Raw genomic sequence first — 21,549 nt, forward strand, 5'->3', positions numbered from 1 at the left:
GCCGCACAGCACCAAGGCATCGGCCTGGCGGCCGGCCATGTCCAGGAAGTCGTGAAACGCGGCCTGGGTGGCGGGAACCTGGGGCCCCAGATGGATATCGGAGGCCAGCCAGACGGTGCCCGGCAACGAAATGTTATTCAACGACCGTGGCTTTTTCGATGACGACGGCTTCTACGGGCACGTCTTGGTGAAAGCCTTTGTTGCCGGTCTTGACGGCCTTGATCTTGTCGACCACGTCGGTGCCTTCAATGACTTTGCCGAAGACGGCATAGCCCCAGCCGTTGGAGGTGGGGGCGGTGAAGTTCAGGAAGTCGTTGTCGGCGACGTTGATGAAGAATTGGGCCGTGGCCGAATGCGGATCGCTGGTGCGGGCCATGGCAAGCGTGTACTTGTCGTTCTTGAGGCCGTTATTGGCTTCGTTCTCGATGGGGTCGTGGGTGGGCTTTTGCTTCATGTCGGCTTCGAAACCGCCGCCCTGGATCATGAAGTTATTGATGACGCGGTGGAAAATGGTGCCGTCGTAAAAGCCTTCCTGCGTGTACTTCAGGAAATTCGCGACGGTTTTGGGCGCTTTTTCTTGATAGAGTTCGATGACCATGTCGCCAAAGTTGGTCTGAAGCTTGACGTGAGGATTTGTGCTCATTGCAGGGTTACCTTGTATGGTGGATGAAGAAGCTGCCTGGGCCGCGCTGCCAAGGCTGAAAACCAGCAGGGCGGCGCAAAGCAGGCCAAGTGTGCGTGCCAATTGGCTCGATACGCGGGATATGAATGAAAGCATGTATGAATTGGGTGTGGATGGCGTTGAAAGGGCGGGCATGGTCTACTTTTGCAGGATGGCTTGGGTTTTTGCGGCCTTGTCGCGCGCGCCGGCTATGCCCAGCGCCGCGGCCCGGTCGAACGACTGCTTGGCCAGCATCAGTTGCACCTCGCCCATATTGGCCTTGGCCGTAGCATAATTGGGGTCGGCGGTAAGCGCCATGCTCAGGGCGTCGCGGGCCATGTCAAGCTTGCCCTGCTTGATGTATTCGGCCGCCAGGTTGTTCCAGGGTTCCGGCAACTCGGGGTACTGCACGGTCATGTTGTGATAGACCGCGATAGCGTCGTCGTGGCGGTTCAGCCCCGCCAGGGCGCGCCCTTTCAGGAACAGCAGTTGGACGTCGGTGCCGATGGCGCCTTCGGCCTCGCGTTGGGCGTCGCGTTTTTCGATGATGTCCAGGGCTTCCTGGTACCTGCCCTGGCTGATCATGCCCGAAATGCGGTCGGTGATTTGCGAAGGTGTAAGCGGTATGGAGGTGTCGGCAGACGGGGCGAGGGCCTCGAGCACGTCGGCCAGGCCCTGCCAGCCGCCATCCTGCTTGGGCGGGTCGTTGAACAGCTTGTCCTGTCCGTAGGCGGCCGGGGCCGCCATGCCGCCAGCCAGCAATGCCAAGGCCAGAAGCGGGCTGAAGAAGTTTCGAAGCACAGGTTTGTACCTTATCTGTAAGAGGTAAAGGGTATCCCCGGAACATGGCCGCATGAATTGCGCATCGGCATGGCGGAGCACGCCGGGAAATTCATTCAGGCAATGGTTAAGTTTAGCCGCACGGCGCTATTTTTTCCGCCCGCTTGCTATACTGATCGACCACCATTTTAGCCTTGGTTCGATTTGGAAAGGGGCCGCCAGGGCCCCGAAGCCAGGCTGGTTTTGGTACAAGATCATGGATACAAAGAGAATTTTCATTGCACATGCTGCACATTTATAACACCTTGTCCCGCACCAAAGAGCCGTTCACGCCGACCGAGCCTGGACGCGTCCGCATGTATGTGTGCGGGATGACGGTTTACGATTTCTGCCATTTGGGCCATGCGCGCATGCTGGTGGGCTTCGACGTCGTGCAGCGCTGGCTGAGGGTGGCGGGCTATCGGGTCAGTTATGTGCGCAATATTACCGACATCGACGACAAAATCATTCGCCGCGCGGTGCAGTCGAACAGCAAGCTCGGCGATGTCACGTCGTTCTTCATCGATGCCATGCACGCGGACGAGCGGGCCTTGAACGTAGAGCCCCCCGATTTCGAACCCCGGGCCACCGAGCACGTAGGCGAAATGCTCGGCATCATCAAGCGGCTGGAAGAAAAAGGCCTGGCCTACCAGTCGGAAGACGGCGACGTCAATTATGCGGTGCGCGGCTTCGAGGGGTACGGCAAGCTGTCGGGCAAGTCGCTGGACGACCTGCGCGCCGGCGAGCGCGTGGCGGTTGCCTCGGGCAAGCGCGATCCGCTGGATTTCGTGCTGTGGAAGGCGGCCAAGGCCGACGAGCCGCCCGAATCCAAATGGGAATCCCCCTATGGCCTGGGCCGGCCCGGCTGGCATATCGAGTGCTCGGCCATGAGCCGATCCCTGTTGGGATTGCCGCTGGATATCCACGGCGGCGGCCCCGACCTTAAATTCCCGCACCACGAAAACGAAATCGCGCAAACCGAAGGGGCGTTCGGCGGAAAGCTGGCCAACGTCTGGATGCACTGCGGCCCGTTGATGGTCGATGCCGACAAAATGTCCAAGTCGCTGGGAAATTTCCGCACCATCCGGGAAACCGTGGCCGTGCCGTCGTCGCTGTCGGCCGATTCCGCCGACTACCAGGCCAATCCGCGCGAAGCCGAGATGCTGCGGTTCTTCATCGTGCGCAACCACTACCGCAGCATTCAGAATTACACCCCCGACAATCTGCGCGACGCGCAGAACGCGTTGGACCGCCTGTACCACACCTTGCACAATGTGCCCGCCGCCCAGGTCGAAATCGATTGGACGCAAGCCGACGCACAGGCTTTTCGCAACGCCATGGACGACGATTTCAATACTCCAGAAGCGGTTGCCGTGCTGTTCGAGCTGTCGTCCCAGGCCAACCGCACGTCGTCGGCGCATACCTCGGGCCTGTTGAAGGCGCTCGGGGGTGTGTTGGGGCTGCTGCAAACCGACCCCGTCCGCTACCTGCAATCTGCCAGCCGCTATCTGGGGCTGGAGGCGCCGGCCGAAAGCCTGTCGGAAGAGGCCATCCTGGCCCTGATCGCCGAGCGGGCCGAAGCCAAGAAGGCGCGCGACTTTGCCCGTGCCGACGGCATCCGCGCCGAATTGCGCGATGCCGGCGTCGAGCTCGAGGACAAGCCGGGCGGTGCAACGCAATGGCGACGGGCGTAGGGGCGGGGTCATGAGCGAAATCATCACCGCCGACGACAAGCCCCATTTCTGGGACGAGGCCTCCGCGCAGCTGATGCGGCGCGACCGCATACTCAAGAAACTCATTCCCCTGCACGCCTCCGAATGTCTGCGTGTTTCGGCCACGCCGTTCATGACGCTGGCCCGCGCCATCATCGGCCAGCAAGTCAGCGTGGCGTCGGCGGAAGCCATGTGGCTGCGGTTTACCGAAAAGTGCGGACGCCGGCCCACGCCCGGAGCGGTGCTGAACGTGCCCGGCGACGAGCTGCGCGCGGCGGGGCTTTCCAAGCGCAAGGTCGAGTACGTCCTGGATCTGGCTTCGCATTTCGCCGAAAAGAAGGTGCGTCCGGCAGCCTGGGCCAATATGGATGACGAGGCCGTCGTGACCGATTTATGCGCTATTCGCGGCATCGGGCGCTGGACGGCCGAAATGTTTCTGATCTTCAGCTTGCGGCGTCCCGATGTTCTGCCGCTGGACGATGTCGGCCTTTTGAAGGCAATTTCGTTACACTACTTCAGCGGTGAACCCGTTTCGCGTTTCGAAGCCCGTGAAGTGGCCCAGGCCTGGGCGCCATGGCGTACGGTGGCCACTTGGTATCTATGGCGCAGCCTGGATACGCTGGCCGGCCGGAACTGACGGCGCGACCCCCATTTTTTGGAAAAACAAGCACTCTTATGCGTAATACCTTCCTCGAATTCGAACAACCGTTGGCCGAGCTTGAAAACAAGATCGAACAACTGCGCTTTGTGCAGGCCGATTCCGCGGTTGATATTTCAGACGAAGTAAGCCGCCTGCAGCAAAAAAGCCAGACCTTGGCCAAGAATATCTACGCCAAGCTCACGCCGTGGCAAACCGCGCTGGTGGCGCGCCATCCGCAGCGGCCATACACACTGGATTACGTACGAGAGATCTTTACCGACTTCCACGAGCTGCATGGCGACCGCATGTATGCCGACGACCTGTCGATCGTGGGCGGCATGGCGCGCTTCAATGGCATGCCGTGCATGGTCATCGGCCACCAAAAGGGGCGCGACACCAAAGAGCGCGCCATGCGCAATTTCGGCATGCCCCGGCCCGAAGGCTATCGCAAGGCTTTGCGCCTGATGCGCCTGGCGGAAAAATTCGGGATGCCGGTGTTTACGTTCGTCGACACCCCGGGAGCCTACCCGGGCGTCGGGGCCGAAGAGCGCGGCCAGTCCGAAGCCATCGGCCACAATCTGTATGCCATGGCCGAGTTGAAGGTGCCCATTATTTCCACCATCATCGGCGAGGGCGGTTCAGGCGGGGCCTTGGCCATCGCGGTGGGCGACGTGGTCATGATGCTGCAGTATTCCACGTATGCCGTCATTTCGCCCGAGGGCTGCGCCTCCATCCTATGGCGCAGCGCCGACAAGGCGCCCGCCGCGGCAGAGGCCCTGGCCATTACCGCGCCGCGGCTCAAAGAACTCGAGCTGATCGACCGCATCGTCAACGAACCGGTCGGCGGCGCGCACCGCGACCCGGTCACCATGGCGCGCCAACTGGGCCGGGCCCTGTCCGACGCATTGCGGCAGGTTTCGGGCATGAGCACCGAGCAGTTGCTTGAACAGCGTCTGCAGCGTTTGATGTCGTATGGCCGATTCCAAGAGGTTCGTGCTTAACCTGTTTTCCGGCCAATGGCCCGGGTCGGCCGAGCTGACCCAGGCCATTGGCCGATCGGTGGCCGCGCTCGAGCGGCCGCCATCCGTTCTGGCGGTCGCGCTCAGCGGCGGGGCCGACTCGGCCATGATGGCGGTGCATGCCGCCATCTACGCCCAGCGGCGCGGCTTGCCCCTGCATTGCCTTCATATCCACCATGGCCTTCAGCCCCTGGCCGACCAATGGCAGGCGCATGCGCACGACCTGGCCCGGCAGTTGTGCGTGCCCTGCCATAGCCTGCGGGTCGAAGTCGGGAGCACGGGGCGTGACGGCATGGAGGCGGCGGCGCGCGAGGCCAGGTATCGCGGGCTGGCCGACCTGGCCGGCGCGGTGGGCGCGCGGCATGTTCTGCTGGCCCATCACCGCAACGATCAGGCCGAAACGGTTTTGCTGAGGCTGCTGCGCGGCGCCGGGCCAACTGGCTTGGCGGCCATGGCGCCCGCTACAGTGCGGGACGGGCTGGTATACCTGCGTCCCTGGCTGGACATCGAGCGCAGCCTTATCCTGCAACAAGCGGAAGGCTTTTGCGAGACGACAGGCTGGCAGGCGGTGCAAGACCCCACCAATGCCGACGATAAATACACCCGGGCGGCGGTGCGCGAACGCCTCGTTCCCGAGCTGGATGCGCGCTGGCCCGGCTGGCGCGGCAATCTTTCGCGCCATGCCCGCTTGAGCGGCGAGTTGGCGCAAGTGCTGGATGAGGTTGCCGGGGAGGATTTCCAGCGGCTGGAGCCGTCTGCCGATGCGCGCAGTTTTTCCCTGAAGGCCTGGCGGGGCCTTTCGCCGGCGCGCCAGGCCCTGGCTTTGCGCTATTGGCTGTCGCTGGCGGGCTTGCGCATGCCGACCGAGGCGCGGCTGAGCGACATGATGCGCCAGTTGCGCGGCTTGCACGCCTTGGGGCACGATCGCCAGATGCGGGTCAAGCACGGCGATGTTTTTGTGTGCTGCCGCAATGGCCGGGTGCAATTGGTCGACGAGCTGCCAGGCCCTAAAACAAGATTCCCTAAAACAGCTAGAATATAACGTTTTGCCTGCCAAATAATGGCAATTTCCCTTTAATGCAGAGTAAAAGATGTCCCTGATCGTTCACAAATACGGCGGCACGTCCATGGGCTCGGTCGAGCGCATCCAGAATGTTGCGCGCCGCGTAGCCAAGTGGCATGCCGCAGGCCACCAGGTAGTCGTGGTTCCGTCCGCCATGTCGGGCGAAACCAACCGTCTTTTGGGCCTGGCCAAAGAAATCAGCGCCCAGCCCGACGGCCGCGAACTGGACATGCTGGCGGCGACTGGCGAACAGGCCAGCAGCGCCTTGCTGGCCATGGCCTTGATGGCGCAGGGCGTTCCCGCGCGCAGCTACACGGGCTGGCAAGTGCCTGTTACGACCGATTCGGCCTACACCAAGGCCCGCATCAAATCCATCGACGACGCGCGCATCCGCACCGATCTCGACCTGGGCCGCGTTGTCATCGTGACCGGCTTCCAGGGCATCGACGAAAACGGCAACATCACCACGCTGGGCCGCGGCGGTTCCGATACCTCGGCCGTTGCCGTGGCCACCGCCATGAAGGCCGATGAATGCCTCATCTACACCGACGTCGACGGCGTCTACACGACCGATCCGCGCGTCGTGCCGGAAGCCCGCCGCATGTCGGTGGTGTCGTTCGAGGAAATGCTCGAAATGGCCTCGCTGGGTTCGAAGGTCCTGCAAATCCGCTCCGTCGAGTTCGCCGGAAAATACCATGTGCCGGTACGCGTGCTGTCCTCGCTTACCGACCCCCTGATACCGCTCGAAGAGGAAATGGTGTCGGGTACTTTAATTACTTTCGAGGAAGACCAAAAAATGGAAGCCGCCGTCGTTTCGGGCATCGCCTTCAGCCGTGACGAAGCCAAAATCACGTTGCTCGCCGTTCCGGACAAGCCGGGCGTCGCCTTTTCGATCCTGGGGCCTGTCGCCGCCGCCAACATCGACGTCGACATGATCGTGCAGAACGTGTCCGTCGAGGGCACGACCGACTTCTCCTTCACGGTCAACCGCAACGACTTCGCCCGCACGCTCGACCTCCTGAAGAGCCAGGTGGGGCCGGCCGTCGGCGCCCGTGAAATCCGCTCCGACGAAAAAGTGTGCAAGGTCTCCATCGTGGGCATCGGCATGCGCAGCCATGTCGGGGTAGCCAGCCTGATGTTCCGCACTCTTAGCGAAGAGGGCATCAACATCCAGATGATCAGCACCAGCGAAATCAAGACGTCGGTGGTTCTGAACGACAAGTACATGGAACTGGCCGTGCGCGCCCTGCACAAGGCGTTCGGCCTCGATCAGGATCCCGCCGAGGCGGCCAAGGCCTGAGCCACCGCGTAAACCGCTCTTTGCGCGCAATATTCTTGTGCTAGAATAGCGGACTTGTTCGGAGACGTGGCCGAGAGGTTGAAGGTACTCCCCTGCTAAGGGAGCATGCGGCTTATACCCGCATCGAGGGTTCGAATCCCTCCGTCTCCGCCAAATGAAATAAAAAAAGCCCTGTTTTTACAGGGCTTTTTTTTGGCTTGCTTGCGCAGGCACTGCTCAGTTAATGATGTAAAGAGCCGCGAGATAGAGGCTCTTCAGCTTCCCGTGTAGCGTCGCGACGGTGGCTCAGGTGATACAAAATCGGCAACACCAGCAAGGTCAGAATGGTAGACGAGATAATGCCTCCGATTACTACCGTGGCCAGTGGACGCTGAACCTCGGCTCCAGTACCTATATTCAGAGCCATTGGCACAAAGCCCAGCGAAGCGACTAGCGCGGTCATCAACACGGGCCGCAGGCGAGTCAGTGCGCCCTGACGGATCGCCGCGTCGAGCGACAGGCCTTCTTCTCTCAAGTCGCGGATAAAAGATAGCATCACCAGCCCATTCAGCACGGCTACCCCCGACAGTGCGATGAATCCCACTGCGGCCGAGATGGATAAAGGAATGCCGCGTATCCAGAGTGCCACAATGCCGCCAGTGAGCGCGAACGGAATACCAGTAAACACCAGTAGGCCATCTTTGATGTTGTTAAACATCATGAAGAGCAAAATGAATACGAGCAGCAGAGCAACAGGCACCACAATCTGCAGGCGTAGCGCGGCCGATTGGAGCTGTTCGAACGTTCCTCCCCATTCGACCCAGTACCCCGCCGGCACTTGCACCTGGCTTTGGACGCGCTCTTGTGCCTGGGCGACGAACGATCCGATGTCGCGTCCACGCACATTGGAGGTGACCACCACTCGGCGTTTGCCGTTCTCGCGGCTGAACTGGTTCGGCCCGGCGGCAGTCTCCAGTGACGCGATCGAGCCAAGAGGAATCTGGTTGATAACACCTCCTGCGCCGGCGGGCAGGGCGATGGGTAATTGTTTGATGGTCTCCACATTGCTACGCAAGTCGTCGGGCAAACGCACGACTATGCTGAAACGCCGATCGCCTTGAAACAACGTTCCGGCCTCACGTCCACCAACGGCTATGGCTACGGCATCTTGTACCGCTTGAAGTGAGAGTCCGTAGCGCGCGGCCCCGGAACGGTCGATGGAAATAGTGAGCACAGGCAGTCCCGTCGTCTGTTCGATATTGACGCCCGATGCGCCCGGTACCTGCTCCAGTACTTGCATAATTTGTGTCGCCGTCGAATTCAATACCTCCATATCATCGCCAAATATCTTGATCGCTACGTCCGAACGCACGCCGGAGATTAGTTCGTTGAAGCGCAATTCGATCGGTTGGGAGAATTCGTAGACGTTGCCGGGCAGTTGGGCGGCCGAGGACTGGACCTGGCCTATCAGCTCGTCTCGAGGTAGGTCGGGGTCGGGCCATTGAGTCTGAGGCTTGAGCATGACGTATCCATCCGAGATATTGGGTGGCATGGCGTCGGAGGCTACTTCCGCCGTCCCGGTGCGGGCGAATATGCGCTCTATTTGGGGAAACTCGGTTAACAGCTTACGCTCGAGTTGCTTTTGCATTTCGACCGATTGGGTCAGGCTGGTGGCGGGCGCCCGCATGGCCTGGACGGCAAAGTCGCCTTCGTTCAGGCTGGGGATGAACTCGCTGCCCATACGTGAGGCGATCAGTCCCGACAGCACAACGGTCACCACGGCAAATGTAAGCACCACAGCCTTGTTGGCCATGGCCAAGCTCAACATGGGTTGATACATCCTCTTGGCCGCTCGAATGAAAATACCCTCTTTTTCGGTGACGCGCTTACCGATGAATAGGGCGACCGCCGCGGGCACGAAGGTAATGGACAGGATCATGGCCCCTAGCAATGCCGTCACCACGGTGAAGGCCATGGGCGTGAACATTTTTCCTTCTACACCGCTCAGGGCGAATATAGGCAGATACACGATCATAATGATGAGCTGCCCGAAAAGCAGCGGCCTGCGTACTTCTTTTGAGGCAGCAAACACCTGGTGCAGCCTTTCGGACAAGACCAACGATCTTCCTAGGCGGGCCTGAGTATGGGCAAGGCGCCGGATGCAGTTTTCGACGATGACTACAGCGCCATCGATGATAATGCCGAAATCCAAGGCGCCCAGACTCATCAGATTGGCGCTGACCTTGCCCGAGACCATACCTGTAAAGGTGAACAACATGGCCAAGGGGATGACCAAGGCAGTCAGCACTGCGGCACGGATATTTCCCAGAAAAAGAAATAGCACCACGATGACCAGAACCGCTCCTTCGAGTAGATTCTTCTGAACCGTGGCAATGGCCTTGTCCACCAGCACAGTGCGGTCGTACACGGTAACCGCGTGCACGCCTTCGGGTAGTGTGCGGTTGATTGACTGCATTTTCTTATCTACGGCATGCGAGACATTGCGGCTGTTTTCCCCCAAGAGCATGAATGCCGTGCCTAGTACTACTTCGCGGCCGCTTTCGGTGGCTGCGCCCGTGCGCAATTCTTTCCCGATATTGACCTGGGCTACATCCTGTATGCGTACCGGCGCGCCCTGAACGTTTGCGATGAGAATCTGGCCGATCTGCTGCATGGACTGCATCTGGCCCGGCACGCGCACCAGCGACTGCTCGCCATGGTGCTCGATGTAGCCAGCTCCGACGTTGCTGTTATTTCGCTCGACGGCGTCGAGCAGGTCTTGCAGGGTGAATCCGTAAGAGCGCAACTTCACCGGATCAGGGGCTATCAGATACTCTTTGGCGTATCCGCCGATCGTGTTGATCTCCGTCACACCAGGCACATTGCGCAATTGAGGTTTGATGATCCAATCCTGGATTTCTCGCAGATCCGTCGACGTATAAGGCGTTCCGTCCGGTTTCAGTGCACCTTCTTCCGCCTCCACCGTCCAGAAGTAGATCTCTCCCAGTCCTGTGGAGATTGGGCCCAATGTGGGCGTGATGCCAGCGGGAAGTTGATCTTTGGCGCCTTGTAGCCGTTCGTTCACCAGTTGGCGGGCAAAATAGATGTCCGTACCTTCTTCGAAGATCACGGTGATTTGGGAGAGTCCATAGCGCGATAGCGATCGGGTCTGTTTCAGCTTCGGGATTCCGGCCATGACGGTTTCGAGCGGATAAGTGACACGTTGCTCGACTTCCAGAGGAGAGTAGCCTGAGGCAGCAGAGTTGATTTGTACCTGCACGTTGGTAATGTCGGGCACGGCGTCGATGGGAAGGCGCTGGTAGTTGAAGGTACCCAGTGCGGCCATTCCCAGCACTGCCAATATGACTAGCCATCGTTGTTCGATGGAAAAGCGAATAATGCGTTCAAACACGATTCTTCCTTTTTTCAGTGGCTATGCGAGGCGCTACTCTTGCCTAACTCGGATTTGATGACAAAACTGTTGTTTGTGGCGTAGCGTGCACCCGCCTCCAGCCCCTGGAGTACCTCCACAGCTTTGGCATCGCGTCGGCCCGTGATCACGGGCTGGGCAACAAACCCGCTCCCGCGTCTGACGAACACGACGGTTTCTTTCTCCAGGGAATGGATAGCCGCAGGCTCGATGGCTACCGGGACATTCATCTCCGGGGAAAAAACCTGAACATTGACGAAGAGGCCCGGTCTCCAGGCTCCATCGGGGTTGCTCAGGGTGATCCGAGCGGTGGCGGCCCGGTTCTGTTGGCCCAGCAAGGAGCTGACGTAGGAAACAGTTCCCTCCGTCTGTGAGTCAAAGGCGGTAACGCTTACGGTTGCATTGCTGCCCACGCGTACGGCACCCAGCGCTTCGGCTGGAACGATAATGTCCACCCATACTGTTGAAAGATCAGAAATTTTGAAGATGGGCGCATCGGCGGCGACAGTTTCTCCAAGTGCAAGGCTTTTTTCGACAATCATGCCGTCAAAAGGCGCCCGCACTTCAAGACGGTTGAAACTCCCCGGTTTGCCGGCGTCCGCTCCCAGTGCCTGAAGTTGTTCGAGGGCATCGGCAACAGCAATTTGCGTTTCTTCCAACTGCTGGCGAGCCTGAAGGTAGTCCTGCTTGGCGGAAATTTTTTCTTTCCATAACAGCCGCTCGCGATCATACGTAGTGCGAGCCAGGGCCATACGTCTTCGCGCCGCCGTCAGGGTGCTGCGCCGCTCCGATAATTCCGGGCTCGCTATCACAGCCAATACGTCGCCTTGTCTGACCTCTTGACCCAGCTTCCCCTCTACCGCCTGGACGACACCGGACAAACGCGGCACCAACTGCGCAGTGCGGTTTGCGTTAAAGACAATCTCGCCTGGCAGTTGAATCGCATCCCGAATGCGTGCAGGACCCGCCGTAGCCATCGTGATTTCTGCTGCGTCGATTTGTGCGTCGGTGAAGGCTGCTTCGCGTTCGTGCTGTTCTTTATCCTCATGTGTTTCTTCACCTTCGTCAGCATGTCCGAACGTTGCAGCTTCGGATTCCTTGGATTTCGAGGTCTGATTTGGCTCATCATGCCCGGATCCCGCGCTTTCTGAGGCGTTGCCCTTAAGAATCAAGGTGCCCAGCAGTGCACCGACGAGGATGATGATGGCGATCAGAACAGACTGCCTGGTAGGGAGATTCCGGGCTGTCTTATTTGGTGTGTTTTTCATAATGAATTCCGTCCGAGAATACGATCTATCTGTGCAAGCGCTTGATAGGCGTCCGACAATGCCGAAAGATGTCGGGCGCGAGCCTGAAACAAGGTTCGCTGTGCATCCAGCACTTCAATAAAGCTGAACTTTCCGGCCTCGAATCCCCTTCGGGCTCGTTCGAATGCCAAGTTGGCACTGGGCATGATCTGGGATTCGAGACGTAGTGCGGAATTCTTGGCGATGTCGAACTCACTGGCTGTTTGCTGCAGTTGCACTTGCAGGCGAGTCTTCAAATCCAGATACTCGTCCCGGGTCTTATATGCGAGCATTGAGGCTTCATAGATGTTTCCCTGGTTTCGGTCGAAAAAGGGCAGGGGAATCGACACGCCCAACATCACCTGATTGCGCCCTAGTTCGTTGTTTCGAATAACTCCGGCGCTGACCTCGATGTTGGGATAGCGTTTGCTGCGTTCTACTTGGATTTGAGCTCGGCTTCGCTCCAGTTCAAGCCGAGCGGCTTGTACAGCAGGGGATTTTTCCAACGCGGTACTCAGATCGTCCAGAATGGGACGATCCAATGGCGTTGAAATTTTTGCATCGACTTTTGTAAATTGCGGTGACGGGTTGCCCCACAACATGGATAGACTGCGGCGCGCCGACTCCAGCGAATTAGCCGCCAAGGCCGCTTCCAGTTCGGCATTGGCCACAGCAACCTGCGCCTTGTCCGCGTCAAGCGGCGGTACTTTGCCTGCCTCGACCCGCTTGTCGGCAATGCGGTAAGCATCGCGGGCAATCTTCACTGTCCTTGTTGATAGCGCTACTCTTTCCTGGGCGATCAATACGTCGAAAAAGGCAACCATAGTCTGCGCTCGGACGTCCGCATGGATCTGTTCCTTCTTTTGATGGATTCTGTCGCGAGCGAGTTTGGCTTCGGCTATGCGCGCGTCGCGCTTGCCTCCCAACTCTATGGGAAGGCTCAGTGTCGTTGTGGTGCTGCGTGTAGCCCTGCGGGAGGTATCCTCCAGTTCGACGCTTAGTATCGGGTTCGGCCTTGTTTGCGCCTGAAGGACGAGACCTTCCGAAGAGCTTGCAGCGTAACGAGCGGAAGAGAGTGAATAGTTGGTGTTCAGGACAAGCTTTAGGGCTTCGTCTAGAGTCAAGGATGTGACTGGCTCGAGCCGTATCGTCGGAACTGCTGCTTGATCGGAAGGCAGGGGCTGGGCCGATGCCAAGCCCCACATAGCCAGGGCGGCTCCGATTAGTATTGATGCACTGCGCATGGAATTGCTCCAAGATTGCCTATTGGCGTGTTTGAGTCTTGGGCAGTGCCGAGAGAACGCAGCAACGATGCCGCCTATGAACGCAAATAGCGTAAGCGGTTCGGTGCTAATGAGATGTCATGTTGCTCATCCCGGCCACTGCAGCGGTGGCGGAACGACGCGGATGGAAGATTTATTGCGTCGCGCCGCTTAGGCTGACGCTATCCATTTAGGCCGTTCGGGCCTGTCGACGACAGCCTGTGGAACGAACTGCCGTTTGTAGATCGGGGAAATGGAGGATGATGAAAAAGAGAGAGTACACAGGGGAAAGCTGTCAACGATGGACAATGCATGCAGCCCGCAAAAACTATCTTCATGGTGAGCGCTTTCGGCGCCGGCGATATCGTTGCTGTTGTCCGTGACCTGGGTTTCTTGAGCCTCGGAGCAGGGATGCAGGCAGGCTTCGTGCGTTTGAACTACATACATGCTCACTATCCCCCAGGAAGCCTGGAGCGGCATAAGCACAAGAAGAAGGAGGAGCACGATCTTTTTCATTCAGGGGCGGATTATATACGATGACCCAATAGCGCCTGGACTTATCCGCCAAAATTGGCGGTCCGGGATACTCACGTCCGCAACAGCCTTAATCCATTGCTGACCACCAACAGACTCGCACCGACATCGGCGAACACCGCCATCCACATGGTGCCCAGACCGATCAAAGTGAGCACCAGGAACACCACCTTGATACCCAATGCCAGACTGATGTTCTGGATCAGTGCCGAGCGTGTGGCTTGAGATAGGCGGATGAAGGTCGGAATTTTGCGCAGATCGTCGTCCATCAAAGCGACGTCGGCTGTCTCGATGGCGGTGTCGGTGCCCATCGCGCCCATGGCAAAGCCGATACTGGCGCGGGCGAGCGCTGGTGCGTCGTTGATACCGTCGCCGACCATGCCCGCTGCCCCTTTGGCCTCGAGTCCTTCCACAGCCTTCAGCTTGTCCTCGGGCAACAGGTTCCCGTGAACTTGGTCGATGCCGACTTCCCGGGCGATGGTTTCAGCAGCATGCGAGTTGTCGCCGGTCAACATCACGGTTTTGACACCTAGCTGATGCAAATCGGCGATCGCCGCGCGGCTGCTGTCCTTCACGGTATCGGCGACCGAGAACAGGGCCTGTACCTGCTTTTCATCAATCAGTGCCACCACGGTCTTGCCTTGGTGTTCCAGCTGATCTAGACGTACTTCGAGCGATGCGGAACAGCGGCCCAGTTCATGGATCAGACGATGGTTACCTAGCCAATATGGCTTGCCATCGATCATTCCGCGTACGCCTCGACCGGCAAGTGCCTGGAATGCATCAACCGGCTCCGGTGCACCCGCTTCGTCACCGGCCGCTCGGGCAATGGCTTGCGACACTGGGTGGTCGGAGCGGGAGGCAAGGCTGGCTGCCAGTTGTCGGCAGCGTTTCGCATCTATGCCCGCTTGCGGCTCGAAATCGGTCTGTTGCGGTTTGCCGTGGGTAATAGTTCCGGTCTTGTCGAGCGCCAGCCACGCCAGCTTGCGGCCTTCTTCCAGATAGGTACCGCCCTTGATAAGGATGCCGTGGCGGGCGGCGGCGGCCAATCCGCTGACGATGGTCACCGGGGTCGAGATTACCAATGCGCATGGGCAGGCAATCACCAGCAGCACTAGGGCTTTGTAGATCCAGGCGTGCCAGGCGTCACCCATCAACAACGGCGGCAGCACGGCAACGGCGAGCGCCAAAGCGAATACGATCGGTGTATAGACTCGGGCAAACCGATCAATGAACCGTTGCGTTGGAGCTTTCGCGCCCTGTGCTTCTTCGACCGCGTGGATAATGCGGGCAAGGGTGGTGTTGCCGGCCGCCGCCGTGACCCGGTACTCGAAGGATCCGGATTCGTTGATTGTGGCGGCGAAGACCCTATCGCCTTCGGCCTTATCCACTGGCAGACTCTCGCCGGTGATCGGCGCCTGATTCACGCTGGAACTGCCCCGGATAATTTCGCCGTCCAGAGCAATGCGTTCGCCGGGCTTGACTCGAATCAGGCTGCCCACTGCCACAGTGTTGGCCGCGATCTCCAACCAGGAACCGTCCGCTTGCTGCACAGTGGCGGTCTCCGGAGCCAGTTTCATCAACGCTTCGATTGCGTTGCGCGCCCGGTCAAGTGATTTGGATTCGATCAACTCGGCGACGGTAAACAGTACCATCACCATCGCCGCTTCCGGCCACTGCCCTAGCGCCAGGGCACCGGTCACGGCGATGCTCATCAGGGCGTTGATGTTCAGATTGCCATTACGGATGGCTAACCACCCCTTCTTGTAGGTTGTCAGGCCTGAGAAAGCCACAGCCAGGATGCCGAGAACTGCCGCCAGCCCCATCGGCAGGCCCATCCAGATCACCGTTTCCGATGCGATCGCGAAGACACCCGCCAGGGCCAATGGCCACCAAGGCTTGGTTGGCTCCTCGGTAGCGGTGAGCCGGCCGTCGGCATTCGGCAGTTCGGGTTGGAGGCCGAGAGAGCGTATCGCCTCCAGAATCAATTCGAGCGTGCCGGGGGTGTGTGCGACGGTCAGCACACGTTGCATCAGATTGAATTCCATGTGCTTGACTGCCGCTATGCCGTCTAGTTTTTTGCGGATCATCGCTTCTTCGGTGGGACAGTCCATTTGCATGATGCGCATTGAGGTTAGGATGCCTTCCGCCACCACTTGCGGTGCGGTCAAACCACCTGCTGCCATGGGAGCCGGGGTACAGCAATCATCACCAGCATGCTTATGACCGTGTCCATGGTCGTGGAGATGCTCGGCATGGCCATCCCAGCGCTCGGGTTTCTTGTTGTGATCGTGGTCGCGACAGCCAGCCATGGCGGAACTCCTTGTTTCGTCGTATGCTTGATATTCAACACCCTGTAGCCACTATAGGGTCAAGTAAAAGAGAGGATACAGATGAAAATCGGTGAATTGGCCAGCCAGGCCGGCTGTCTGGTCGAGACAGTGCGCTACTACGAGCGTGAGGGCCTTCTGCCCGCCGCCGTGCGCGATGAAGCCAACAACTATCGGCGCTACGAACATAGCCATTTGGAGCGGCTGACGTTCATCCGTCGCTGCCGGGCTCTGGATATGACGCATGACGAGATTCGTGCGCTGTTGCAGGCTCGCGCCGAACCCGACGCCAGTTGCGAGTCGATCAATGAGTTGATCGATGCTCATCTTGAGCATGTTCAGGCGCGAGTGGCGGAATTAAAGGCGTTGGAGGCCCAACTGACGGCACTGCGCCGCCAATGCCACGCGGCCAGGGCGACACGCGATTGCGGTATTCTGCGTGAGCTCGAACATCCCGGCGACGCCGCGTGGCGTAGTCCATCTGCATCGCCTAGCCATGTCGCCGGCAGCCACTGCAGGGCGGAAGCCCACTCTGTCTGCCGGTAGTCTTTCACTATTTCTGCTGCAGCGGGGTTGAAGCTGCATGTGTCGCAGTATTGCAAAATGTAGATTTCCTGCATTACACTTTCGTATCCTTGAAGCCGCGCCAATGTTGGTTGTTCTTCGGTCGCGGCGGGCCTTGCAGCACATGTCCGCGCCACCTTGGCGCGCCACCGACTCCATGAAGGAGATCCATCGTTGACCAACGAGACTGACAGCCGGCCACGGCGTCATGCAGCCGGGCAGGGCGCAGTGGCACACGCACGTGTGCTGGTGGTCGATGACGTGCCCGAGAACCGCGAGCTTCTGGTGCGCCGGCTGGCCCGGCTGGGCGTCACCCAGACCGACGAAGCCGTGAACGGGCAGCAGGCGCTGGAAAAACTCGACGCGGGGCATTTCGACCTGGTTCTGCTGGACATCATGATGCCCATCATGACCGGCTACGAGGTATTGCAGCGGCTCAATGCGCAAGGCCGCATACAGGATCTTCCGGTTATCGTCATCTCGGCGCTCAGCGAGGTCGACGACATCGCGAACTGCATCAAGGAAGGCGCCGAGGATTTTCTGCTCAAGCCCTTCAACAGCACGCTGCTGCGCGCGCGCATTCTTTCCAGCCTCGAAAAGAAGTTCCTGCGCGACCACACGCGCCAGGAGCTGCAGCGCAAGCAGGCGGAGCTGGCGGTCGCGCGCACCCTGCAGCTGGCCCTGGTGCCGCCGCCGGCAAGCCGGGAAACCGCCTTTGGCGAATTGTCCATAGACCTGGTGCTGGATCCGGCCAAGGAAGTGGGGGGCGATCTGGTCGATCACTTCGCCCTGGGAGAACACCTGCACGTGCTGATACTCGGCGACGTATCGGACAAGGGCGCCGGAGCGGCGCTGGTCATGGCGCGCACCTGCGCCTTGTTCCGCGGCCTGGCTGGGCGCCACGATGCGCTGCAGCTGTTTGCCGAGCCCGAGCTCGCCATGGCCGAGGTCAATGAAGTGCTCGCCTTCAACAACCCCAGCTGCATCTTCGTGACGCTGATGCTGGCCACGCTGGACACTTCCACCGGGCGGCTGTGCTACGTGCGGGCCGGCCATGTACCGTCCTTCCTGCGCCATGCCGACGGAGGCCTGCAGCGGCTGGAGCATGCCGGGGGCGTGCCTTTCGGCGTGCTCGAAGGTGCGGTTTACGCCAGCGACAGCGTTGTCCTGCAAGCCGGCGACTGCCTGCTGTCATTGACCGACGGCGTCACCGAAGCCGTCGCGGACGATGGCACCATGTTCGGCGATGGGCGCGTGGCGGACTGGTTGGCCGACGCCATGCAGGAAGCGCCCACGGTCGCGGGGCTGCTGGCGACGGTGCGGGAGTTCGAAGGGGGGGCTCCTCCTTCCGACGACGTGGCGATCATGCTGGTGCAGTGGGGCCGGTCGGCCGAGGCGCCGCAATCGGGGCAATTACAATGGGAATACTCACTCGATCCCGCTCCGCAAGCGGTGTCCGAGCTGGTGGATCAATTGCTCGAGCGGCTGCCCGAGCATGGTGTCGAGGCGCGGGTGGCGCATCATGTCGCGCTGGCGCTGGACGAGCTCTTGACCAACCTCAGCAGCCACGCGGGCGCCGATCACTGCCGTGTGAAGGTAGAAATCACTCCCGAACGGGTCTCTCTGGTCATCGAAGACCAGGCGCGGCCCTTCGATCCGCGCCAGCTGGAGTCGCCCGATACGACCGCCGGCGTGGAAGAGCGGCCCATCGGCGGGCTGGGCGTTTACTTGACGCTGAGCCTCGCCCAGGGCTTCGATTATTGCAGCGAGGAGGAACGCAACCTGACCATGCTATGGTTTGCGCGCGGGCCGTCTCCTTCTCCTGAAAACACGGTTACAAACGATAGGTGAACAACATGGAATTGCAGGAAGAGAAGGTACAGGAAGTCATGGTGCTTGCGCCCAAGGGGCGGCTGGACAGCGCGACCAGCCCTTTGCTGGGCGGGCGGCTGGAAGTGCTGGCTGCCGTGCCGCAGGCCAGGCTCATCCTCGATCTGTCCTGGGTCGATTTCGTTTCCAGCGCCGGCCTGCGCGTCATCCTGGCCGCCGCCAAGCAGCTTCGCAGCGCAAGCGGCCGGCTGGTGGTGTGCTCGGTGCAGCCGCCGGTGCAAGAGGTGCTCGACATATCGGGTTTTACCGCTCTGTTGACGATACGCGCCGGCCGTGAAGACGCGCTGGGAGAGCTGGCGTCATGAGCGGTAACCCCCCGGGGACCAATGGCACCTATGCCACCAACGAGCAGGCGCGCGAGCTGCTCGAGGTGGCGCCGATATCGGTGGTCATCCTTACCGAAGACGGCAAGTACCTGTATCGCAATCCGGCTCATGACGCCATTTACCGCTACGATCCCGACCGCATGCCGAGCCGGAGCACCGAGATGTGGGTGGACCCTTCCGAGCGCGCGCGGCTGCTCGAGATCTTCCGGCGCACCGGCGTGATGCGCAATGCAGAGGTCCAGCACCGCCGCGCCAACGGCGAGGTATTCTGGGGCCTCATGACCTGGCAGCGTCTGGAGTACAGCGGCCAGCCGGCTCTGGCGGGCTGGATCTACGAGATCACCGAGCGCAAGCTGGCCGAGCAGGCCATGGAGCAGGCGCGCATTGCGGCGGAACAGGCCAACCAGATCAAGTCGGAGTTCCTGGCCAACATGAGCCACGAGCTGCGCACGCCTCTGAACGCCATCATCGGTTATGCCCAGATCCTCCAGGAAGACGCCGAGGACGACGGGCAGGATCAGTTCGTTCCCGACCTGCGCAAAATAGAAAGCGCCGGCAAGCATCTGCTGGGCCTGATCAACGGCATCCTGGATCTGTCCAAGATCGAAGCCGGGCGCATGGAAGTCTACCTCGAACCCATGGACGTGGCGGGCCTGGCCGAGGAAGTGCGCACGCTTACGGCGCCCCTGGCCAAGAACAACGAAAACGTGGTCGAGATAGAGGTGGCCGACGACGTGGGCACCATGCAGACCGACATCACCAAGCTTAAGCAGTCGCTGCTCAATCTGGTCAGCAACGCCTGCAAGTTCACCAAGCAGGGGAAGGTATCCCTGAAGGTGGACACCACCGATATCGAAGGCCATCCCGCGGTGCGTTTCAGGGTCCGCGACACCGGCATAGGCATGACGCCCGAGCAGCAGGCCAAGTTGTTCCAGCCCTTTACGCAAGCCGATTCGTCCACCACGCGCCAATATGGCGGAACGGGGCTGGGCCTGGCGATCACCAAGCGGCTGTGCGAGTTGCTGGGCGGAAGCGTGACGGTGTCGTCCGCTATCGGCGAGGGCAGCTGCTTTACCATCGTGCTGCCGCGCCAGGCCAGCAAGGAACCGGTTCAAGTGGAGGCCGCTGCTCCGCACGGCCCCAGCGGCGCTCCCACCTTGCTGCTGATCGACGACGATCCGCATGTGCACGACGTGATGGGCGCCATGCTCAGCCGCGACGGCTATCGGGTGGAGCATGTGTCGGGCGGGCCGGGCGCGGTGGACGCGGTGCGGCGTGTGAAGCCGCTGGCCATTCTGCTGGACGTCATGATGCCGCAAGTGGATGGCTGGTCGGTGCTGAATACCCTGAAGGGCGATCCGGAACTGGCGGCCATCCCCGTGATCATTGTTTCCATGCTGGACGACCGGCCGCTGGGATTGTCGCTGGGCGCGGCCGAATTCCTGACCAAGCCCATAGACCGCGCCACGCTGGCCGCGACCGTCCGGCGCTTCGCCGGCCCGGCCGGACCCGAAGCCGAGGAGGGCAAGCGCTGATGAGCCGTATTTTGCTGGTGGAAGACAACCCCGAGAACCGCGACATGCTGTCGCGGCGTCTGCTCAAACGAGGATTCGAACTGGTCTATGCCGAGGATGGTGCACAGGCCGTCGAGTCCGCGCGCAACGAGCATCCCGATCTCATCCTCATGGATCTGAACCTGCCGGTCATGGATGGCTGGGAGGCCACCCGCCGCATCAAGGCCGACCCGGCCACGGCGGCGATACCCGTCATTGCGCTCACGGCCCATGCCATGGCGGGCGACAGCCAGACTGCGCTGGCGGCGGGCTGCAACGACTACGACACCAAGCCGGTGGACTTGCCGCGGCTGCTGGAGAAAATGCGGCCGCTGCTGCCGGACGGCTTGCCGGAATCCCGGCGGCCGCGCGACGGGGCGTGACGCGGGCGGCCGGTTCCGATCCAGCCATGGCGCAGGCAGACAGTGGAACTCTGCTTCCGCTTGCCCTGCGCGTAGAGGCGGCGACTGTCCGGCTCGAAGTCCAGGGCTGCGATCTGCCTCCTCAGGCATGTCGTGTGTGGCTGTTGCCGCTGGTTGCCGACGACAAGGTTTCAGATGCCGTGCTGCCGTTGCTGGCCGACGACGAGCGCACCAAGGCAAACGCCTATCGTGTGCCGTTCGCGCGCCATCGGTTCGTGCAGACCCGTGGCGCGCTGAGGCTGCTGCTGGGGCGTTGCCTGCATGTGCCCGCGGCAAGCCTGCGTTTTGATTACGGAGAATTCGGCAAACCGGTGCTGGCGCAAGGCGAAGCCTGGCACTTCAATGTGGCGCATTCCGGCGACTATGCCTTGCTGGCGATTGCCGACGGCCGGGAGGTGGGCGTCGATATCGAGCGGCACCGCAGCTTGCCCGATCTGGCTGCCCTGGCGGGCACGGTGTTTTCGCTCGACGAAGCGGCGGCCTGGCACAGCTTGCCCGAGGCCGAGCGCGTGCCGGGTTTCTTTGCCGCCTGGTCCGCCAAAGAGGCGGTCGCCAAGGCAACAGGGCGGGGTTTGGGTTTGGGGCTGGAAAAGCTGGAAGTGGGCGTGCCCGCCAGCGGCGAGTCGTTCGCCCCTCGATCGGTGCGGGTCGGCGCATCGGCGGCGTGCCGGCTTTTCACGCTGCCGGCGCCGGCGGGATATGCCGCCGCGCTGGCCTTGCGCGTAGCGCCGGGCTGACCGCCTGCGCGGGCTTTCAGCG

18 protein-coding genes and 1 tRNA gene are annotated in these 21,549 nt (G+C 60.7%); 12 read left to right on the forward strand and 7 right to left on the reverse strand.

Going from position 1 to position 21,549, the window contains the following annotated elements:
- Positions 1-133: 133 nt before the first annotated feature.
- Together VNT00_RS09930 and VNT00_RS09935 are read right to left on the reverse strand one after the other, a co-directional pair.
- Complete coding sequence (locus VNT00_RS09930; protein ID WP_325586980.1) at positions 134-643, reverse strand: peptidylprolyl isomerase; 510 nt, start codon at positions 641-643, stop codon at positions 134-136.
- Positions 644-820: 177 nt separating this feature from the next.
- Positions 821-1,462 carry a tetratricopeptide repeat protein gene (locus tag VNT00_RS09935; protein ID WP_325586982.1) on the reverse strand — a complete coding sequence of 214 codons (642 nt, stop codon included), beginning with the start codon at positions 1,460-1,462 and terminating at the stop codon, positions 821-823.
- A 263-nt stretch (positions 1,463-1,725) separates the two neighbouring features.
- Here VNT00_RS09935 and cysS point away from each other — a divergent pair, with 263 nt between their 5' ends.
- The 6 genes from cysS (at position 1,726) to VNT00_RS09965 (ending at position 7,367) form a co-directional block, all read left to right on the forward strand.
- The gene (gene cysS, locus VNT00_RS09940) at positions 1,726-3,174 is read left to right on the forward strand and encodes a cysteine--tRNA ligase (RefSeq protein ID WP_325586984.1); all 1,449 of its coding nucleotides are present in this window, start codon (positions 1,726-1,728) and stop codon (positions 3,172-3,174) included.
- 10 nt (positions 3,175-3,184) lie between these two features.
- Complete coding sequence (locus VNT00_RS09945) at positions 3,185-3,829, forward strand: DNA-3-methyladenine glycosylase family protein (RefSeq protein ID WP_325586986.1); 645 nt, start codon at positions 3,185-3,187, stop codon at positions 3,827-3,829.
- A gap of 38 nt (positions 3,830-3,867) precedes the next feature.
- Positions 3,868-4,833 carry an acetyl-CoA carboxylase carboxyltransferase subunit alpha gene (locus tag VNT00_RS09950; protein ID WP_325586988.1) on the forward strand — a complete coding sequence of 322 codons (966 nt, stop codon included), beginning with the start codon at positions 3,868-3,870 and terminating at the stop codon, positions 4,831-4,833.
- Positions 4,805-5,893: a tRNA lysidine(34) synthetase TilS gene (gene tilS / locus VNT00_RS09955; RefSeq protein WP_325586990.1), complete on the forward strand. Its 1,089-nt coding sequence runs from the start codon at positions 4,805-4,807 to the stop codon at positions 5,891-5,893. The genes VNT00_RS09950 and tilS overlap by 29 nt, the downstream gene beginning before the upstream one ends.
- A gap of 49 nt (positions 5,894-5,942) precedes the next feature.
- Positions 5,943-7,214 carry an aspartate kinase gene (locus VNT00_RS09960; RefSeq protein WP_325586992.1) on the forward strand — a complete coding sequence of 424 codons (1,272 nt, stop codon included), beginning with the start codon at positions 5,943-5,945 and terminating at the stop codon, positions 7,212-7,214.
- Positions 7,215-7,274: 60 nt separating this feature from the next.
- Positions 7,275-7,367 (forward strand) — tRNA-Ser (locus VNT00_RS09965).
- Between the two features lie 67 nt (positions 7,368-7,434).
- Here the strand turns inward: VNT00_RS09965 and VNT00_RS09970 are convergent.
- From VNT00_RS09970 to VNT00_RS09990, 5 genes are all read right to left on the reverse strand, one after another.
- Positions 7,435-10,605, reverse strand: a complete 3,171-nt coding sequence (locus tag VNT00_RS09970; RefSeq protein ID WP_325586994.1) for an efflux RND transporter permease subunit — start codon at positions 10,603-10,605, stop codon at positions 7,435-7,437.
- Between the two features lie 14 nt (positions 10,606-10,619).
- The gene (locus VNT00_RS09975; protein WP_325586996.1) at positions 10,620-11,891 is read right to left on the reverse strand and encodes an efflux RND transporter periplasmic adaptor subunit; all 1,272 of its coding nucleotides are present in this window, start codon (positions 11,889-11,891) and stop codon (positions 10,620-10,622) included.
- Positions 11,888-13,033: a TolC family protein gene (locus VNT00_RS09980; RefSeq protein ID WP_325586998.1), complete on the reverse strand. Its 1,146-nt coding sequence runs from the start codon at positions 13,031-13,033 to the stop codon at positions 11,888-11,890. Before VNT00_RS09980 ends, VNT00_RS09975 begins: the two co-directional genes overlap by 4 nt.
- A 309-nt stretch (positions 13,034-13,342) precedes the next feature.
- Positions 13,343-13,618 carry a hypothetical protein gene (locus VNT00_RS09985; protein WP_325587000.1) on the reverse strand — a complete coding sequence of 92 codons (276 nt, stop codon included), beginning with the start codon at positions 13,616-13,618 and terminating at the stop codon, positions 13,343-13,345.
- Positions 13,619-13,758: 140 nt separating this feature from the next.
- Complete coding sequence (locus tag VNT00_RS09990) at positions 13,759-16,017, reverse strand: heavy metal translocating P-type ATPase (RefSeq protein ID WP_325587002.1); 2,259 nt, start codon at positions 16,015-16,017, stop codon at positions 13,759-13,761.
- An 81-nt stretch (positions 16,018-16,098) separates the two neighbouring features.
- On the opposite strand from VNT00_RS09990, the gene cadR reads away from it, so the two are divergent.
- From cadR to VNT00_RS10020, 6 genes are all read left to right on the forward strand, one after another.
- Positions 16,099-16,581 (forward strand): Cd(II)/Pb(II)-responsive transcriptional regulator, encoded by a 483-nt coding sequence (gene cadR / locus VNT00_RS09995; protein ID WP_325587004.1) that lies wholly within the window; start codon positions 16,099-16,101, stop codon positions 16,579-16,581.
- 246 nt (positions 16,582-16,827) lie between these two features.
- Positions 16,828-18,450 (forward strand): ATP-binding SpoIIE family protein phosphatase, encoded by a 1,623-nt coding sequence (locus VNT00_RS10000; RefSeq protein WP_325587006.1) that lies wholly within the window; start codon positions 16,828-16,830, stop codon positions 18,448-18,450.
- 5 nt (positions 18,451-18,455) lie between these two features.
- Complete coding sequence (locus tag VNT00_RS10005) at positions 18,456-18,794, forward strand: STAS domain-containing protein (RefSeq protein ID WP_325587007.1); 339 nt, start codon at positions 18,456-18,458, stop codon at positions 18,792-18,794.
- Positions 18,791-20,350, forward strand: coding sequence for an ATP-binding protein (locus VNT00_RS10010; protein WP_325587008.1), 1,560 nt, complete (start codon positions 18,791-18,793; stop codon positions 20,348-20,350). The genes VNT00_RS10005 and VNT00_RS10010 overlap by 4 nt, the downstream gene beginning before the upstream one ends.
- Positions 20,350-20,751 carry a response regulator gene (locus VNT00_RS10015; protein WP_325587010.1) on the forward strand — a complete coding sequence of 134 codons (402 nt, stop codon included), beginning with the start codon at positions 20,350-20,352 and terminating at the stop codon, positions 20,749-20,751. Before VNT00_RS10010 ends, VNT00_RS10015 begins: the two co-directional genes overlap by 1 nt.
- 26 nt (positions 20,752-20,777) lie before the next feature.
- Positions 20,778-21,527: a 4'-phosphopantetheinyl transferase family protein gene (locus VNT00_RS10020; protein WP_325587012.1), complete on the forward strand. Its 750-nt coding sequence runs from the start codon at positions 20,778-20,780 to the stop codon at positions 21,525-21,527.
- Positions 21,528-21,549 lie beyond the last annotated feature (22 nt).

Source organism: Eoetvoesiella sp. (genome assembly GCF_035555955.1).
Taxonomy (GTDB): domain Bacteria; phylum Pseudomonadota; class Gammaproteobacteria; order Burkholderiales; family Burkholderiaceae_B; genus Eoetvoesia.

What these genes read in the sequence shown, in the direction of transcription:
- cysS (WP_325586984.1), top strand. Translation starts at nt 1,726, where the DNA reads ATGCTGCACATTTATAACACCTTGTCCCGCACCAAAGAGCCGTTCACG.
- VNT00_RS10015 (WP_325587010.1), top strand. Translation starts at nt 20,350, where the DNA reads ATGAGCCGTATTTTGCTGGTGGAAGACAACCCCGAGAACCGCGACATG.
- tilS (WP_325586990.1), top strand. Translation starts at nt 4,805, where the DNA reads ATGGCCGATTCCAAGAGGTTCGTGCTTAACCTGTTTTCCGGCCAATGG.
- VNT00_RS10010 (WP_325587008.1), top strand. Translation starts at nt 18,791, where the DNA reads ATGAGCGGTAACCCCCCGGGGACCAATGGCACCTATGCCACCAACGAG.
- VNT00_RS09985 (WP_325587000.1), bottom strand. Translation starts at nt 13,618, where the DNA reads ATGTATGTAGTTCAAACGCACGAAGCCTGCCTGCATCCCTGCTCCGAG.
- VNT00_RS09930 (WP_325586980.1), bottom strand. Translation starts at nt 643, where the DNA reads ATGAGCACAAATCCTCACGTCAAGCTTCAGACCAACTTTGGCGACATG.
- cadR (WP_325587004.1), top strand. Translation starts at nt 16,099, where the DNA reads ATGAAAATCGGTGAATTGGCCAGCCAGGCCGGCTGTCTGGTCGAGACA.
- VNT00_RS09990 (WP_325587002.1), bottom strand. Translation starts at nt 16,017, where the DNA reads ATGGCTGGCTGTCGCGACCACGATCACAACAAGAAACCCGAGCGCTGG.
- VNT00_RS09950 (WP_325586988.1), top strand. Translation starts at nt 3,868, where the DNA reads ATGCGTAATACCTTCCTCGAATTCGAACAACCGTTGGCCGAGCTTGAA.
- VNT00_RS10005 (WP_325587007.1), top strand. Translation starts at nt 18,456, where the DNA reads ATGGAATTGCAGGAAGAGAAGGTACAGGAAGTCATGGTGCTTGCGCCC.
- VNT00_RS09960 (WP_325586992.1), top strand. Translation starts at nt 5,943, where the DNA reads ATGTCCCTGATCGTTCACAAATACGGCGGCACGTCCATGGGCTCGGTC.
- VNT00_RS10020 (WP_325587012.1), top strand. Translation starts at nt 20,778, where the DNA reads ATGGCGCAGGCAGACAGTGGAACTCTGCTTCCGCTTGCCCTGCGCGTA.
- VNT00_RS09975 (WP_325586996.1), bottom strand. Translation starts at nt 11,891, where the DNA reads ATGAAAAACACACCAAATAAGACAGCCCGGAATCTCCCTACCAGGCAG.
- VNT00_RS09945 (WP_325586986.1), top strand. Translation starts at nt 3,185, where the DNA reads ATGAGCGAAATCATCACCGCCGACGACAAGCCCCATTTCTGGGACGAG.